This is a genomic window from Pedobacter rhizosphaerae (assembly GCF_900111155.1).
GTDB lineage: Bacteria > Bacteroidota > Bacteroidia > Sphingobacteriales > Sphingobacteriaceae > Pedobacter > Pedobacter rhizosphaerae.
Window position 1 is genome coordinate 119,228 of the sequence record NZ_FOGG01000015.1, and the last position, 15,471, is coordinate 134,698.

At 37.4% G+C, this 15,471-nt stretch carries 14 protein-coding genes; 11 read left to right on the forward strand and 3 right to left on the reverse strand.

From position 1 onward, the window contains the following. The first annotated feature begins 4 nt into the window (after positions 1-4). The gene (porN, locus tag BMX11_RS13620; protein WP_090885176.1) at positions 5-910 is read left to right on the forward strand and encodes a type IX secretion system ring subunit PorN/GldN; all 906 of its coding nucleotides are present in this window, start codon (positions 5-7) and stop codon (positions 908-910) included. A gap of 37 nt (positions 911-947) precedes the next feature. On the opposite strand, the gene uvrC is transcribed toward porN, so the two are convergent. The 3 genes from uvrC to porW form a co-directional block, all read right to left on the reverse strand. Continuing rightward, on the reverse strand, positions 948-2,768 hold the full coding sequence (gene uvrC / locus BMX11_RS13625; protein ID WP_090885177.1) for an excinuclease ABC subunit UvrC: 1,821 nt from the start codon (positions 2,766-2,768) through the stop codon (positions 948-950). Positions 2,769-2,885: 117 nt separating this feature from the next. Continuing rightward, positions 2,886-5,108, reverse strand: coding sequence for a transglycosylase domain-containing protein (locus BMX11_RS13630; RefSeq protein WP_090885178.1), 2,223 nt, complete (start codon positions 5,106-5,108; stop codon positions 2,886-2,888). A 108-nt stretch (positions 5,109-5,216) separates the two neighbouring features. Next, positions 5,217-7,988, reverse strand: coding sequence for a type IX secretion system periplasmic lipoprotein PorW/SprE (gene porW / locus BMX11_RS13635; RefSeq protein WP_090885179.1), 2,772 nt, complete (start codon positions 7,986-7,988; stop codon positions 5,217-5,219). A 110-nt stretch (positions 7,989-8,098) separates the two neighbouring features. On the opposite strand from porW, the gene BMX11_RS13640 reads away from it, so the two are divergent. The 10 genes from BMX11_RS13640 to BMX11_RS13685 all read left to right on the forward strand — a co-directional run bounded on the left by BMX11_RS13640 (position 8,099) and on the right by BMX11_RS13685 (position 15,293). Then, positions 8,099-8,323 carry an AtpZ/AtpI family protein gene (locus BMX11_RS13640; RefSeq protein WP_090885180.1) on the forward strand — a complete coding sequence of 75 codons (225 nt, stop codon included), beginning with the start codon at positions 8,099-8,101 and terminating at the stop codon, positions 8,321-8,323. Positions 8,324-8,478: 155 nt separating this feature from the next. Continuing rightward, a complete protein-coding gene (locus BMX11_RS13645) occupies positions 8,479-8,820 on the forward strand; it encodes a hypothetical protein (RefSeq protein ID WP_245738667.1) in 342 nt (113 codons plus the stop codon). A gap of 14 nt (positions 8,821-8,834) precedes the next feature. After that, complete coding sequence (gene atpB, locus BMX11_RS13650; protein WP_090885181.1) at positions 8,835-9,971, forward strand: F0F1 ATP synthase subunit A; 1,137 nt, start codon at positions 8,835-8,837, stop codon at positions 9,969-9,971. A 39-nt stretch (positions 9,972-10,010) separates the two neighbouring features. After that, positions 10,011-10,220 (forward strand): ATP synthase F0 subunit C, encoded by a 210-nt coding sequence (gene atpE / locus BMX11_RS13655; protein ID WP_090885182.1) that lies wholly within the window; start codon positions 10,011-10,013, stop codon positions 10,218-10,220. 91 nt (positions 10,221-10,311) lie between these two features. Further along, positions 10,312-10,821, forward strand: coding sequence for a F0F1 ATP synthase subunit B (gene atpF / locus BMX11_RS13660; RefSeq protein ID WP_090885183.1), 510 nt, complete (start codon positions 10,312-10,314; stop codon positions 10,819-10,821). A gap of 93 nt (positions 10,822-10,914) precedes the next feature. Continuing rightward, positions 10,915-11,454: an ATP synthase F1 subunit delta gene (atpH, locus tag BMX11_RS13665; protein ID WP_090885185.1), complete on the forward strand. Its 540-nt coding sequence runs from the start codon at positions 10,915-10,917 to the stop codon at positions 11,452-11,454. A 90-nt stretch (positions 11,455-11,544) separates the two neighbouring features. Beyond that, entirely contained in the window at positions 11,545-13,119 is a 1,575-nt protein-coding gene (gene atpA / locus BMX11_RS13670; protein WP_090885186.1) for a F0F1 ATP synthase subunit alpha, read from the forward strand. An 82-nt stretch (positions 13,120-13,201) separates the two neighbouring features. Next, positions 13,202-14,086 (forward strand): ATP synthase F1 subunit gamma, encoded by an 885-nt coding sequence (atpG, locus tag BMX11_RS13675; protein WP_090885187.1) that lies wholly within the window; start codon positions 13,202-13,204, stop codon positions 14,084-14,086. Positions 14,087-14,249: 163 nt separating this feature from the next. Further along, positions 14,250-15,017 (forward strand): 5'-nucleotidase, lipoprotein e(P4) family, encoded by a 768-nt coding sequence (locus tag BMX11_RS13680; RefSeq protein WP_090885188.1) that lies wholly within the window; start codon positions 14,250-14,252, stop codon positions 15,015-15,017. 57 nt (positions 15,018-15,074) lie between these two features. Further along, positions 15,075-15,293, forward strand: coding sequence for a hypothetical protein (locus tag BMX11_RS13685; protein WP_090885190.1), 219 nt, complete (start codon positions 15,075-15,077; stop codon positions 15,291-15,293). Positions 15,294-15,471: the final 178 nt, after the last annotated feature.

Below are 15,471 nucleotides of genomic sequence, written 5' to 3' on the forward strand. Positions count from 1 at the left end.
GAAGATGAAAAGGATTTTAAGTATTGTCGTTTTAATGCTGATTACAGCATTAGCATTTGCTCAGAAAAAGCCAACTAAATTGGCTCCTAAACCTGCGGCAGTTGCTGCAGCTCCGGTTGATACGGTTAAAGCACCTGTAAAAACGGCTAAGAAAAAGTTAAAAGTACCGCCAAAGGATGGCTTCTATGCCCGTAAAGACATAGATAGTACTGAAATGGTACCTTTAGCAGATGTGCGTGAAGAAGACGTTTTCTATGCGAAGAGAATCTGGAGAGAGATTGATTTGAGAGATACGGTAAACTCAGTATTAAAGTCTCCTAAGTCGAGATTAATTGACGTATTAATTGCGGCAATTAATACGGAGGAATTAACTGCATACTCCCCAATTGATAGTGCGTTGAACGAAGATGATGCATTTAACAATCCAATGTCTGCTGATTCTGCAAGAAAGGCTGCTGCCGGTACTGTAGAGGTTTCTGATAATAAAACCGGAACTGTAACTACCGTAACAAACGATTTTAACGGAGACTTATTCTTAAAATTCAGAATTAAAGAAGATTGGATTTTCGACACTAAGCGTTCTATTTTTGAGCCGCGTATAGTAGGTATTGCTCCACTAAAATTTAATGAGGTTTCTAAACAATGGCAACCTGTATTCTGGGTTTATTATACTGAAGCAAGGGAAATCTTAACTAAGAAAAGATTGATCAACACCAACAATGATGCATCATCTTTGAGTTTTGACGATTTCTTTATCCGCCGATTGTTCAGCAGTTATATTGTTAAAGAATCTAATCCCGGAGATAATAAAATCAGAGATATTATTACTGACCCGAGAGAACGTTTGATGGAATCTGAAAGAATTAAAAAATCAGTTCTGGATTACGAACAAGGTCTTTGGGAATACTAAAAAAAAGGCTTCGATGAAAATCGGAGCCTTTTTTAATTTAAGGATTATTGGGGGTTTCCTCTTCTTTAAAATATTGGAGCAGGGTAAGTACCTGTTTTTTGTTTAATACTTCGGCCAACTCCTTTTCTGTTGCTTCTTTTATTTTTTTAACCGATTTAAAGTGTTTTAAGAGCTTATCTGCTGATGACTTGCCAATGCCTTCAATCTGCTCAAGTTCTGTCTTCAGCGTTCCCTGGTCGCGTTTCTTGCGGTGAAAAGTAATACCGAATCGGTGCGCTTCATCCCGTAGTTGTTGAATTACCTTTAAAGTTTCTGATTTTTTGTCCAGATACAGGGGGTAGGAATCTCCCGGGTAGAAAAGTTCTTCCAATCGTTTTGCGATACCAATAACGGTAACTTTGTTCTGGATGCCCAATAATTTGAGGCTTTTAACAGCTGAAGACAATTGACCTTTACCTCCATCAATAATGATTAATTGCGGCAGTGGCTGATCTTCATCTAACATTCTTCTATACCTGCGGAAAACGGCTTCTTCCATCGTCGCAAAATCATTTGGCCCCTCTACTGTTTTCACATTAAAATGGCGATAGTCCTTTTTGGATGGTTTTGCATCCTTAAAAACCACAATAGCCGATACCGGATATTTTCCCTGGAAGTTCGAGTTATCGAAACATTCGATATGCTTAGGGAGTTGTGTCAAACGTAAATCCTTCTGCATAGTCGTTAAAATACGGTCTGTGCGCAGGTCGGGATTTAGCTTTTCATACTGGTTCAGCTTTTCCTTTTTGAAGAAAAGCACGTTTTTTTGTGAGAGTTCTAAGAGCTTTTTCTTTTCTCCTAGTTTTGGCACTGTAAACTTCAGATTTTCATCTTCGAGTGAGAGCTCAAAAGGCACAATAATCTCTTTAGACGTACTGTTAAACTTTGTTCTGAACTCCAGCATGGCCAGGGTCAAAATTTCATCATCACTCTCATCTAACTGCTTTTTAACCTCTATGGTTTGTGTTTGAATGATGGTGCCATTCATAACCTTCAGGTAATTTACAAAGGCATAACGCTCATCAGAGGCAATACTTACTACATCCACATTGGTAATGGCACTATTGACTACGGTAGACTTGCTTTGATATTTTTCTAAAACCTGGAGTTTGCGGGAGTAGGCATGTGCCAATTCAAAATTCAATTCCTCTGATGCGGTCTTAATTATGGATTTCACCTCACGGATTACATTTCCAATCTTCCCGTTTAGAATTTCTTTGATTTCAGCAATGTTTCGATCGTAATCTTCTTCCGATTGATAATTTTGGCAAGGTCCTTTGCAGTTACCAATTTGATATTCTAAACACACCTTAAATTTGCCTTCAGCTATATTCTTCTGATTAAGTGGTAAATTGCAGGTTCTCAGGGTGTACGTTTCCTTAATGAGATCTAAAATGGTATGCATCATGCCTATTGAACCATAAGGGCCAAAGTAGGTAGAGCCATCTTTGATCACTTTCCTCGTCCAGTATATTCTTGGGAAATTCTCTTTCTTAACAATTATCCATGGATAAGTTTTATCATCTTTTAAATTGATGTTAAACTTGGGTTGATGCTTTTTAATTAAGCTATTTTCCAATAGCCAGGCATCAATTTCTGTATCTACAATCGTAAAAGTAATTTTTCTGATCCTGGATACCAACACCTTAGTTTTACCATTAAACTGATGACGGTCCTGGTTAAAATAAGAACCCACACGGTTGCGTAGATCTTTGGCTTTCCCGATGTACATTAACTTGCCTTCTGCGTCCCAATACTGGTAAACGCCAGGCTTATGCGGAATTGCCGTTAATGCTGCTTTATGGTCGAAATTGCTCATAGATTACAAAAATAAGATTCGATCGGTAAAATGGCGAGGATATGTTATGGTAAATAATTTATCCAAAATAAAAAGCCCCATTAAATGAGGCTTTATTAATTTGAATATTTTTAAATGCTAGAATCCTAATTTCTCATCCAGTTCTGTTGGTGTACCTTCTTCCTGTTGCTGATATTGGTTACAATCGTAAACAATGGATACTCCCGATTTTGGTGCTTCAAAATCTGCATGACTAATTTTTAACGATGGATTGCCGTAAACGCGTTTAATAAAACCGGCAAAAATAGGTAGGGCCGTATTTGCTCCCTCACCTTGACCAGTAGTTAAAAAGTGGAATGCTCTATCTTCACAGCCTGTCCAAATTCCGGTTACCAGTTGTGGGGTTATAGCCATAAACCAACCATCAGAGTTATTCTGTGTGGTACCTGTTTTGCCACCAATAGGCGCATTAACCTTGTATTTATAATTTAAGCGTGAACCGGTTCCGTTGGTCACCACACCTTTAAGCATTCTCGTCATTACATAAGCAACTTCTTCACTCATAATCGGTTTTGGTATTTCCTTTTGCGAGAAAAGTACCACACCGTTTTTATCTTCAATTCTTAGCAAATAAATCGGCTTGGTATAAATTCCTTTATTGGCGAAGGCACCATAAGCGCCAACCATGTTGTAAACTGAAGAATCAAAAGTACCCAGGCAAATGGATGGAAATGCAGGTACATTGGGTATTCCCATTTTAGTAGCCAACGTAGAAACGGCTACTGGTCCAACTTGTTTCATCAAATAAGCCGTTACAAAGTTTTGCGAATAAGCCAGTGCCTTTTGCAGTGTAATGGCTCCAGGAAGTGGTTTTCCAGAGTTACGAGGAGTCCAGGGGTCGCCATAACCTTCAATTGTTACAGGAACGTTTGGTACAGTATAGCAAGGCGAATAACCATTTTCTATCGCCACTGCATAGGTAAATGGCTTGGCTGTAGATCCCACCTGCCTGGTTCCCATTTTAACCTGGTCGTACTTAAAGTGCTCGTAATTGATTCCACCTACCCAGGCCTTAACGTGGCCGTTTGTTGGATCCATAGACATCATGGCGTTTCTCAACAGCATTTTGTAATATCTTACAGAATCTATTGGCTTCATTACCGTATCGATATTACCTTTCCAGGTGAAGATGGTCATTTCCGTTTTGGTATTGAAGTCTTCCTTAATTTCTTCTTCGGTTTTACCCTCAGATTTTAAAGATTTATAACGATCAGAGCGTTTTATTCCCTGTTCAATTTGCAAGGCTTTATCTTTAAATGGATTTCTGCCTTTCCAGCTATTGATAAATTGCTGTTGCAATTGCTTCATGTATTCTTTTTGAGCTTCCTCAGCATATACCTGCATATCATAATTCAGTGTGGTATATATTTTCAAACCATCACGATCTAAGTCGTAAGGTGTGCCGTCGGGTTTGGTAATAGATTGATCCTGAAATATCGCTTTTATATCGTTTTTTAGTACCGAGCGGAAATAAGGCGCAATACCATCATTTACGGTTGCCGCATTAAAATGAAGGTTAAGTGGTTTTTCTTTCTGCTCCTCAAACTCCTGTTGAGTTAATAAGTCAGATTTTACCATCATGGCCATTACAGTATTCCTTCTATCGCGGGAACGCTCCGGGTGGCGTGTTGGAGAGTACATGGTAATTCCTTTTTGCATACCCACCAAAGTTGCCGCCTGCGTTAGCGATAATTTGTCTGGTGTAGTGTTAAAATATACTCTGGCTGCCGATTTAATGCCATAAGCCTGATTACCGAAATCAACGGTATTCAAATACATGGTGATGATTTCTTCTTTAGTATAATTTCTTTCCAGTTTTACGGCAACAATCCATTCCTTAAACTTGGTGAGTACCAAAGAGAAAAAGTTTAGATTAGATTCTCTGGGGAATAAGTTTTTAGCCAATTGTTGTGTAATGGTACTTGCTCCCTGTTTCTTGCCAATTAAATTATAACCAATAATGCTGAATGTTCTTTTGAAGTCGATTCCGGAGTGTTCCTTAAATCTCGTGTCCTCTGTAGCAATTAAACCATTAATTACATTAGCAGAAATTTCTTTATAGGTTACATTAGAGCGGTTCTGTACAAAATAAGTTCCAAGAGGCCTGCCATCCTCGGCAATAATTTCCGAAGCCTGGTTACTTTTTGGATGCTCAATATCTCTGAAAGAGGGCAGGGCTCCAAAGAGACCAAAGCCGATCATCGAAATAAAAATGGCAAAAATTGCTATTCCGGCTATAAGGATTTTCCAAATGCGTAAACTGTATTTTTTCGTTTCCTGTGGAGAAAGGGGTTTCTTCATTTCGTGTTGTTGTTATTCCGTAATCAAATCAAAAACTTGATTTGAGCAACAAATTTATTCATTTTTTAGAGAACGCCTGAAGGACAGTTTTCAACTTAGCTCATGAGCCTATCGGTAGTTCTCATTATAGAATGTTAAATAATCGTTAATACGTTGTCTATCTGTAAGCTTTTCAAAGTTTTCTTTACTCACAATAAATCCTTTATAAATAGAAGCGGGAACCTTCATAATATTTTTTAGCTGACCCTTAATGCTCTCTTCATAGATTTTGGCATCCTCGAGATCAACAAAACTTACAATATAAATTAACTGGTCGTTATCCAATTCCACTAGTTTATGGGTAAGATCGTTATCCGGATAATTACCCCTGTTAAACTGGCCAATACCAAAACGAGAAGAACTTAAGGTTAGCGTAGCATCAGCCACATCAATAACGTAATAATACTCTTCAGATTTAGCCGTACTGAAAATGCTGTTGGCTTTAACAGGTTCCGGAGTTTTAACCTCAGCAGTTTTTTCTGGTACTTTAGCCAGTTCTGCCGCTGGTTTATCTGCTGCATTGATATCTGTTGGTATAGGTTTTGGCTTAACATCTATTGGCGTAGCCTGGCTCACAAATCGAGGTTCGCTGCTATCGAAATCTACCAATGCAAAGGTACGGAGCTTAAAATCTTCCATATTGGCTTCGATATACTTCAAATGCTCCCGAACTAAAGGCGTAATAATCTTATCGTCAGGATAATCGGTAGTTATCTTATTAAACTGTGTTAATAAAGCATCAACTTTTGAGGTGCGACCAACCGCAATAGCTTTCAGATAGGCATATTGTGGTGCCAGATCATTCTTAGGAAATGCCTGGATATTATCATCTGCTTGCTTAATTACGGCCGGATAATCTTTTTTTGCATAAGCATTAAAAGCCACATTGTAATTGTTGTTGGTAATGTTCTCAATCTCACTTTGTTTTGCCGAGTATGATGGATCAAGAATGGTTTTTGCAAAATTCGACTCTGGGAATTTGGAAAGCACCAATTGCTTGTATTCTGCTGATTTAGCTTCGTTTCCCCCCTGACTATTCAAATATAGACTATAATATATAGCCGCTAAATGATTGTTTTCAGGGAAGCGCTTCAATAGTTCCAGGTAAATTTTATCAGCTTCTGCTTTGTCATTAAGCTCTTGTTGATAGAAACTCGCAATCTCGAAATAGGCATCGATAATTTTCTGGTTAGAGCCAGCCAATTGTTCAGGGGTAGTTGGAAGTGCATCCAGGTATTGCTTTTCTAAGGAGGTTTGATCCGTTGCCGATTGATCGGTATTGCCATTTGCTGGTATAATATCATTAGCTACTTTTCCTCCTGCCAAAACCTGATTGTTTTCTTGTGCAGAAGAGCGGATACTCTGACGCCAGTTGTCTTCTAATTGCCTGTTGCCCCAGCGCTTTTTAAAATCACCAAAACCACTGCTTATTGCAGCGTTGTTATTGAAGTAGAAGGTACTGCCAATGTTATTTGCACCCGTATTTAAGGTTTGTCTTGGAAAATCAGGATCATCAATAAATCTGTTGGTGTTCGTACTGGTACTAGATACCACCACCTTAGGTGTTAAATAGCGCTTTACGCGGGCCTCTCTTTCAGCAGCGGGAAGTTTGGCAATGATTTGCGCAGTGTCTTCTCTGGAAATAATGGTATAACGATCGGTTAAGTATTGCAGGTTGTTTGCTTTCTTAACGATGTTATCATAATCGGGAAAGTTTTTAGGTAAAATCGTTACCGCACTGTCATAGTACAGTTTAGCTTTGATGTAATTTTTAAATTCCTTAAAATTTAAATCAGCAATCCTTAAATAGGAAAGTGCTTTCTGATTTTGATTTCGTGTACTTTGTTGTATGGATTTGTTATAATTGTCTGCCGCTTTAGGGAAGTTACCCTCTGCAGAGAATAGCTCTCCCACCTGATAATAAATCTGATCCGTGTAATCTATATTCTTATCATCTTTTAAAAGTGCAAGAAGTTGTTGCTCCTTATTTAATTTTTCGCCACCCAACAAAGCCTTAAGTTTAATGCGGTTAAGGTTTGCGTGGAAATACATTTCGAATGGCGCATTACTTTTCTCCACCTTCGTGAAATTCGCGTAAGCATCTTGCAGGTTATTTTCTTTTTCTTGTAATTGAGCAAGGATAAAACGCCATCTGATACGCTGCTGCTGCTCTTTTGTACTCGCAATAGCCGATTCTAAAAGCAATATTGCCTCTTTATTCCTTTTTTGATAGATACGCATTTGGGCTGTAGTAGCCAGGGGTTCTGCAATGTCTTTTTTAAGCTGATCTGCCGCCCGCAACATCGTATCTAAAACTTTATCGGCGAAGCTCATGTTGTTCAGTTCCATTTGGCTTCTCGCTTTCCAGTTCATGGCCATAATAAAAACCTTGAGGTCGTTATTATAAGTTTTTGCCACGTAATCGAAATATTCGGAAGCAATGAAGAAATTGCCCTTTAAATAATTGGCTTTACCTAGTAACATGTAGGCATCATCTATATAATTACTGAAACTTTTATCATTAATGATGGTTTGTCCCTTGGTAATTACCTCATCTAATTGCTTGTTTGGAGCAGCAGGGGTTAAAACCAGGTTAACCTGAGGTTCGGGATCAAGATAAACAGAAAGTGTTTGCTCGTAATTATCAACGTAACTTTCGGCTAAGCTTTGGTTATATTCAGTAAGTAGTACATTTGAGTTATAGATATAATTATATCTGGCTGTCAGGTTTTGCATCTTACGACTAAAAGAAGTATCTTTTGGTGTAATACAGCCATAAAAGAACAGCAGACTAAGACAAATGATGAGGGGATGTGAGGCTTTGTTGGCGTAATTTTTCAAGTATAGAAAATCTCTTTAGTGAATATACAATAAACAAAAAGTATGCAAAATTATTTTATTTGGCAACAAATTTTAATTATTCAAAGTTAACTTAATTATTGCATTAAAAGATGGAAAATCCAAAAGAAGAAAACCCGGGTAAAAAGATCAATAACGCTATAAAATACTCAGCCATAGGTTTTCAGATGTTTGCTACCATAGCTTTGTTAACTTTTATAGGCTATAAAATAGATCAGCACAGGCAGAGTAAAACCAATCTGATCACGGCCATGTTTGCTTTGGCAGGCGTGGGTATTGCCTTATATCAGGCCATCAGACAGGTAACCAGGAAGTAAAAGGGTTAGATTTGTAGCCCCCTAAATATTTTGGCATTGATTACTAGTTACTTGATTTTAAAAAACTTATCTTTGCAGCATTTAATTATTTGCAAAGTTTTAGACCATTGACTCTAGCCAAATTCACAAGTACCTATCTTATTTTAATCGGATTAATGATCGGAGTGATTGTTCTGTTGAGCAATATTTTTCCAAATCAATCTCTTTTTGTCCATAATTTCTGGGTTATTTTCGGCTTTTTAGCAGGGATTACTTATATCGCTTATGTGTTAGTTGATATCGGTACCAAACGCGATCCGGAAGTAGGTGTTATGGCAATTATGGGATCCGTCGCTGTGAAGATGATTTTTTGTATGGCTTTTGTGCTGATTTACAGTATAAAAGAGCGGGATATGGGTGTAATATTTGTACTTAATTTTTTTTCTTTATATTTATTATTTACGGTCTTTGAAGTTTACTGTTTGTTACGTAACTTGCGCCACCAAAATTTAAAGTAAAAATCTGCGAATAAATGGATTGTAACCAAGTTTTTGTGTCGAAAGTTAAAAGGCTTATTGTTGTTTTTACGCTTTTAATTGCGTTTTTCTCTCTTAAAGTTGATGCTTTCGCTCAAGTTGATAGTACCGTAGTTCCTGTTGATAGTGCTGTAGCCAAAACAGCTGAAGCCGCTTCAGGTGAACATGCTCAAGCTCATGGCGAGCATGGCGAAGAAAAATTTGAACCAACTAAAGTAATTATGGAACATATTGCAGATTCGCATGTGTGGCATATCGTTGGTCATTATTCTGTTCCTCTTCCGATCATTCTTTATACCGATAAAGGTATCGAAATGTTCTCTTCGGCTCAATTCCATCACGGAGAGCATGATTACGCAGGTCAGTACTATACGTATCGCCTTGATGATGAGAAAATCAAAGTGGTTGGCGCAGATGGAAATATTGATGTAGTATCTTCTAAAAAAGTTTATGATTTCTCTATCACTAAAAACGTTGCAGCCATGTGGATTTCAGTTATTCTTTTACTGATTATCTTCACAGGTGTTGCCTCTTCATATAAAAAACGTGTTGGTAAAGCACCAAAAGGATTGCAGTCTCTTCTCGAACCAATCATTGTATTTGTTCGTGATGATATCGCAAAACCAAACATCGGTCATAAATACGGTAAATTCATGCCATTGTTATTGACGATCTTTTTCTTTATCTGGATTAACAACCTTATGGGATTGATTCCAATCTTCCCTGGAGGTGCTAACGTTACAGGTAATATCTTCCTTACTTTTGTTCTGGCTTTCGTTACTTTAATTGTGACTAACCTAAATGGTAACAAATACTACTGGAAGCATATTTTAACTCCAGATGTTCCTTGGTGGTTATACCCAATCATGATCCCTGTAGAGTTAATCGGTGTAATTTCTAAGCCATTCGCTTTAATGATTCGTTTGTATGCGAACATTTCTGCAGGACACATTATTGTACTGAGTTTATTAGCCTTGATTTTTATTTTCAAATCAATCGCTATCGCCCCAATATCTGTAGCATTCGTTTTATTTATGGATGTGTTGGAATTATTAGTGGCCTTTTTACAAGCCTTTATTTTTACGATGTTAACAGCTTTATTTATCGGTACAGCTGTTGAGGAGCATCATTAATAAGAACTTTTTTTAAAATTAATATAAAATAAATTAGTTATGACAGGTTCAATCGCGGCATTAGGTGCCGGTTTAGCAGTAATCGGTGCCGGTATCGGTATCGGTCAAGTAGGTGGTAAAGCAATGGACGGTATTGCTCGTCAACCAGAAGCTGCGTCAAAAATCCAAACTGCAATGATTATCGCAGCAGCTCTTATTGAGGGTGTTGCTTTATTCGGTGTGGTAGTAGCATTATTAGGTAACGGTTAATCCAAACCTAAAAATTAAGACCGGAAAAACGACGATTGGTCTTTTTCCGGTCTTTTAAAACAAGAACAAATATTTTAGATAAGATATACTGATGGATCAATTATTTGAAGGACTATTAAACTACCACTTGGGTTTTGTTGTTTGGGCATTCGTTGCTTTCGTGCTATTGTTTATTCTATTGAAGAAATTTGCATGGAAACCAATCATGGCTGCTATTCACGATCGTGAGCAAAGCATTGATGATGCTTTAAACAAAGCTGAATTAGCTAAGCAAGAAATGACTCGCTTAACTGCTCAAAACCAAGATTTGATGCAACAAGCACGTGCAGAACGTGATGAAATTTTAAAAGAAGCTAAAACACTTAAAGATGGTATCCTTAACGAAGCTAAGAAACAAGCTCAGGTTGAAGGTGCTAAATTGATTGAAAAAGCGAAGATCGAAATTGAAAATCAAAAGAAAGCTGCATTGGCTGAGGTTAAAGATCAGGTTTCTTCATTATCGTTAGAAATTGCTGAGCGTGTTTTACGTAATCAGTTAGATGATAAAGCTAAACAAGAGGCATTAGTAGCTAATTTGTTAAAAGACGTTGAATTAAACTAAGTTCAAAGTATAAGGTTTAAAGTATAAAGTGCGGAGTTATTAACCATCGGTTAAACTTTAAAATTTTAACTTTCAGCTTTCAACTCAAAAAATATGTCAGAAATTAAAGTTGCAGGCAGATATGCCAAATCATTAATAGACTTAGCTAATGAAAACAATGCATTAGAAGAGGCTAAAAATGACATGGTTTTATTTGAAAAGGTAGTTGATGAAACTCCTGAGCTTGAAGCCATATTGAAAAATCCAATTGTACCGCTTGATAAAAAGACAGGTATTTTAAAAGGGATTTTTGCAGATAAAGTGAGCAAACTCACCATTACTTTCTTTACCATCGTGGTAAATAAAGGAAGATCAGAGATATTATTTGCTACTGCAAAACAGTTTATTCAACAGTATAACATTATTAAAGGCATTGTAACTGCAGATGTAACTTCAGCTACACCATTAAGTGCTACTGCAAAAGAAGAAATTGTGGCTATCGTAAAAAGAGAGTTAGGCGCTAATCAAGTAATCATTAACGAAAAGTTGAATGAGAATCTGATTGGTGGATTTATCTTGAAGGTAGGAGATAAGCAGTTTGATGCAAGTATTTCAAGCAATTTAAATAAACTTAAAAAAGAATTCGCGCATTAGAAATGCGTACGCGCCAAGCGAAAAGCGAATTAACGCCAACGCCAAACGCTCAACAATAATAACATTTACAAAAAGATATAAAGTAAAATTATGGTAGAGGTAAGACCAGACGAAGTATCGGCAATTATCAGACAGCAATTGGCGGGCTTCAAATCAGAAACCGAACTTGAAGAGGTTGGTACCGTGTTGCAAGTTGGCGACGGTATTGCCCGTGTTTACGGTTTAACAAAAGTTCAATCGGGTGAGCTTGTTGAATTTGAGAACGGCCTGCAAGGTATTGTATTAAACCTTGAAGAAGATAATGTGGGGGTGGTATTGTTGGGTTCTTCTGAAGAAATCAAAGAAGGTGATACTATTAAACGTACTAAGAAAATCGCATCAATTAATGTTGGTGAAGGTATGCTTGGTCGTGTAGTTAACACTTTAGGTCAACCTCTTGATGGTAAAGGTCCTATTCAAGGCACTACTTACGAAATGCCACTTGAGCGTAAAGCACCAGGTGTAATTTATCGTCAGCCAGTAAATGAGCCACTTCAAACAGGTATCAAAGCTATTGATGCGATGATTCCAATTGGTCGTGGTCAACGTGAGTTGGTAATCGGTGACCGTCAAATTGGTAAAACTGCCGTTTGTATCGATACCATCATCAACCAAAAAGAATTTTATGAAGCAGGTCAGCCTGTATATTGTATTTATGTAGCTATTGGTCAGAAAAACTCTACCATCGCAAACATTGTACGTACTTTAGAAGAAAACGGTGCTTTACCATATACTGTAATTGTAGCGGCTTCAGCAGCAGATCCTGCGCCAATGCAATTCTACGCTCCATTTGCAGGTGCTGCAATTGGTGAATTCTTCCGTGATACAGGAAGACCAGCATTAATTGTTTATGATGATTTATCTAAACAAGCTGTAGCTTACCGTGAGGTGTCTCTATTACTTCGTCGTCCACCGGGCCGTGAAGCATATCCTGGAGACGTTTTCTATCTTCACAGCCGTTTATTAGAAAGAGCTGCGAAAATCAATGCAAATGATGATATCGCCAGAAACATGAACGATTTACCGGAGTCTATCAAAGGTATCGTTAAAGGTGGTGGTTCATTAACAGCACTTCCGATTATCGAAACTCAGGCTGGTGACGTTTCTGCATATATCCCAACTAACGTAATTTCAATTACTGATGGTCAGATCTTCCTAGAGTCTAACTTGTTTAACGCAGGTATCCGTCCCGCAATTAACGTAGGTATCTCGGTATCACGTGTGGGTGGTAACGCACAAATCAAGTCGATGAAGAAAGTTGCCGGTACTTTGAAATTAGATCAGGCGCAGTACCGTGAGTTAGAGGCTTTCTCTAAATTCGGTTCAGACTTAGATGCAGCAACTAAATCAGTTTTAGATAAAGGTGCACGTAACGTAGAGATGTTAAAACAAGCTCAGTTCTCGCCTTACACAGTAGAGAAACAAGTAGCTATCGTTTACGTAGGAACTAAAAACCTAATGCGTAACGTACCTATCAATAAAGTAAGAGAATTTGAAACTGAATTCTTAAACCAATTAGAATTGCGTCATCCAGAAACTTTACAAGGCTTAAAAGCTGGTAAGTTTGATGATAGCTTAACTAGCGTTTTAGATACAGTTGCAAAAGAAATTTCAAGTAAATACTAATTAGATAAAAGTATAAGGTATCAAGTATCAAGACCAGATTGTTATGTCTTGATACTCGATACTCAGTACTAGATACTAAAATATGGCTAATTTAAAAGAAGTAAGAAACCGTATTGCCTCGGTACAATCAACACAGCAAATTACCAAAGCTATGAAAATGGTTTCGGCAGCTAAGTTGAAACGCGCTACCAATGCAATTATCGCTTTGCGTCCTTATGCTACTAAACTAAAGGAGATTTTAGGAAATCTTTCTGCAAGTTTAGAAGGTTCTTCATCGCCTTTTATTCAAGAGCGTGAACCTAATAAGGTTTTAATTGTTACAGTATCTTCAAACCGTGGTTTGGCTGGTGCTTTTAACATGAACGTAATTAAAGCAGCCAATAATTTAATTGCAGATAAATATAGCGAGCAGCTAAAAAACGGTAACGTTAGCATTATCTCTATCGGTAAAAAAACACAGGATTTTTACGAGAAACGTAAATACAACGTAATTGGTAACAATAACGAAGTATATGCTAATCTAACTTTTGAGAACGTTACTAAAATTACGGATGCAATCATGGCCGCTTTTGTAAAGGGCGACTTTGATAAAGTGGAAGTGGTTTATAATCGCTTTAAGAACGCCGCTGTTCAGTTTATTACTACAGAACAACTATTGCCTTTAGCTAAAGCTGAAGAGCCTGTAGTAGCAACTAAAGCATCTAACGTAGATTATATCTTAGAGCCATCGCAAAAAGAAATTGTTGAAGAATTGATCCCGAAATCAATTAAGATTCAATTATACAAAGCTGTTCTTGATTCTCATGCTTCAGAACATGGTGCGCGTATGACTTCAATGGATAAGGCAACTGAAAATGCCGGAGATTTATTGAAAGCCTTGAAACTTTCATACAATCAGGCACGTCAGGCAGCAATTACAACGGAGTTAACCGAGATTGTAAGCGGTGCAGCAGCATTGAACGGATAAAAAAGTCTGGATTCGGGAGTTTTTAATCCTGAGTCAATAAAGATACAAAAGCCTATTTCTTAATTGAAATGGGCTTTTTTTGTGCTATCATCCAACGATGTTGTTTAAAAGATGAATTAAACATGACCTGGAGTTTAATATCTTTGTAGCCTAATTTCCAGTCATGAAAAAACACCTATTCTTTGTTTTGTCTTTTATGCTGCCAATCATCGCTACGGCGCAAAATCCGGCAAGAGACTATACCAATGCCGTGCTCTGGCAACAAAAATCAGGCGAATACAGGGCTTTATGCTTTCAGGCCTATAACTTTGCCCGTTTATCGTTAAAAGAAGCTTTATGGACCGATACCAGTAAGAAACCGAAATGTGTGATTGTTGATATTGATGAAACAGTTTTGGATAATTCTGCTTTTCAGGGTCATGAAATTAAGAAAGGTTTAAGTTATACCCCAGAAGATTGGACAGAATGGACGAATCTGGCTCAGGCAGATACGGTTCCCGGGGCTTTATCTTTTCTTAAGTTCGCAGCCGCTAAGAATATTGAAACTTTTTATGTGAGTAACAGAGACGAAAAAGACTATGCTGCAACTTTAAAGAACCTTCAACAGTTTGGTTTCCCTTTTGCGGATGATGCACATTTAATTGTTGCAAAAGGCACTTCAAATAAAGAGCCAAGGCGCTTAAAAGTAGCAGAAACCCATCATATTTTAATGCTTTGTGGCGACAATTTGAGTGATTTTAGCAATATTTTCTATCGTGAGGGTAAAAATACTTTCGATGAGGTAAATACAAGCCAGGCCCTATTTGGAACGAAGTTTATCGTATTACCAAATCCAATGTATGGCGATTGGGAAAAGCCTTTATATCAAGGAGAAAAGCTTAGCGATAAGGATAAAGCCAAACAAAGATTAGAAAGATTAAAAAGTTACTAAGTACTAGAAAAATTCAGCAATAAGTATTACTTTTGCTGCATCATAAAAATAAATATTATGGAGAACAAAGAATTAAAACACAATACAGAAAGTATGCAAACGGCTAATCAGCCAGGTATTTATAAATTGATGATTGTTGGCGTTTTGATTAGCATTTTAGGTACTTATTTGCGTTTTGCTCATGATTCTTGGCAAATGTCATTGATCTCATGGATTATTCTTTTTGTAGGAGCTATCATCGCTATCAAAGGTGTTTTCAAAATTTTAGATGCATAACATATTTTCTCTCTAAATATCAAAGCCTGTCATGTTCACTCGAGGGCACTGAAAAAGTAGGCTTAAAATGGTCTATAAAAAGATTAGCGGATGGGTAGGTCATAAGATCTCCATCCGCTTTTTGTTTTTGAGTGTTTTTATATTTTTACTGATTCCAATTTATTAAGATCTCTCCCCG

Excerpts from the sequence above, each read along its gene's own strand:
- BMX11_RS13645 (WP_245738667.1), top strand. The coding sequence starts at position 8,479 with ATGATCGGAGTGATTGTTCTGTTGAGCAATATTTTTCCAAATCAATCT.
- uvrC (WP_090885177.1), bottom strand. The coding sequence starts at position 2,768 with ATGAGCAATTTCGACCATAAAGCAGCATTAACGGCAATTCCGCATAAG.
- BMX11_RS13680 (WP_090885188.1), top strand. The coding sequence starts at position 14,250 with ATGAAAAAACACCTATTCTTTGTTTTGTCTTTTATGCTGCCAATCATC.
- porN (WP_090885176.1), top strand. The coding sequence starts at position 5 with ATGAAAAGGATTTTAAGTATTGTCGTTTTAATGCTGATTACAGCATTA.
- atpE (WP_090885182.1), top strand. The coding sequence starts at position 10,011 with ATGACAGGTTCAATCGCGGCATTAGGTGCCGGTTTAGCAGTAATCGGT.
- BMX11_RS13630 (WP_090885178.1), bottom strand. The coding sequence starts at position 5,108 with ATGAAGAAACCCCTTTCTCCACAGGAAACGAAAAAATACAGTTTACGC.
- BMX11_RS13685 (WP_090885190.1), top strand. The coding sequence starts at position 15,075 with ATGGAGAACAAAGAATTAAAACACAATACAGAAAGTATGCAAACGGCT.
- atpB (WP_090885181.1), top strand. The coding sequence starts at position 8,835 with ATGGATTGTAACCAAGTTTTTGTGTCGAAAGTTAAAAGGCTTATTGTT.
- atpA (WP_090885186.1), top strand. The coding sequence starts at position 11,545 with ATGGTAGAGGTAAGACCAGACGAAGTATCGGCAATTATCAGACAGCAA.
- atpF (WP_090885183.1), top strand. The coding sequence starts at position 10,312 with ATGGATCAATTATTTGAAGGACTATTAAACTACCACTTGGGTTTTGTT.
- atpG (WP_090885187.1), top strand. The coding sequence starts at position 13,202 with ATGGCTAATTTAAAAGAAGTAAGAAACCGTATTGCCTCGGTACAATCA.
- atpH (WP_090885185.1), top strand. The coding sequence starts at position 10,915 with ATGTCAGAAATTAAAGTTGCAGGCAGATATGCCAAATCATTAATAGAC.
- BMX11_RS13640 (WP_090885180.1), top strand. The coding sequence starts at position 8,099 with ATGGAAAATCCAAAAGAAGAAAACCCGGGTAAAAAGATCAATAACGCT.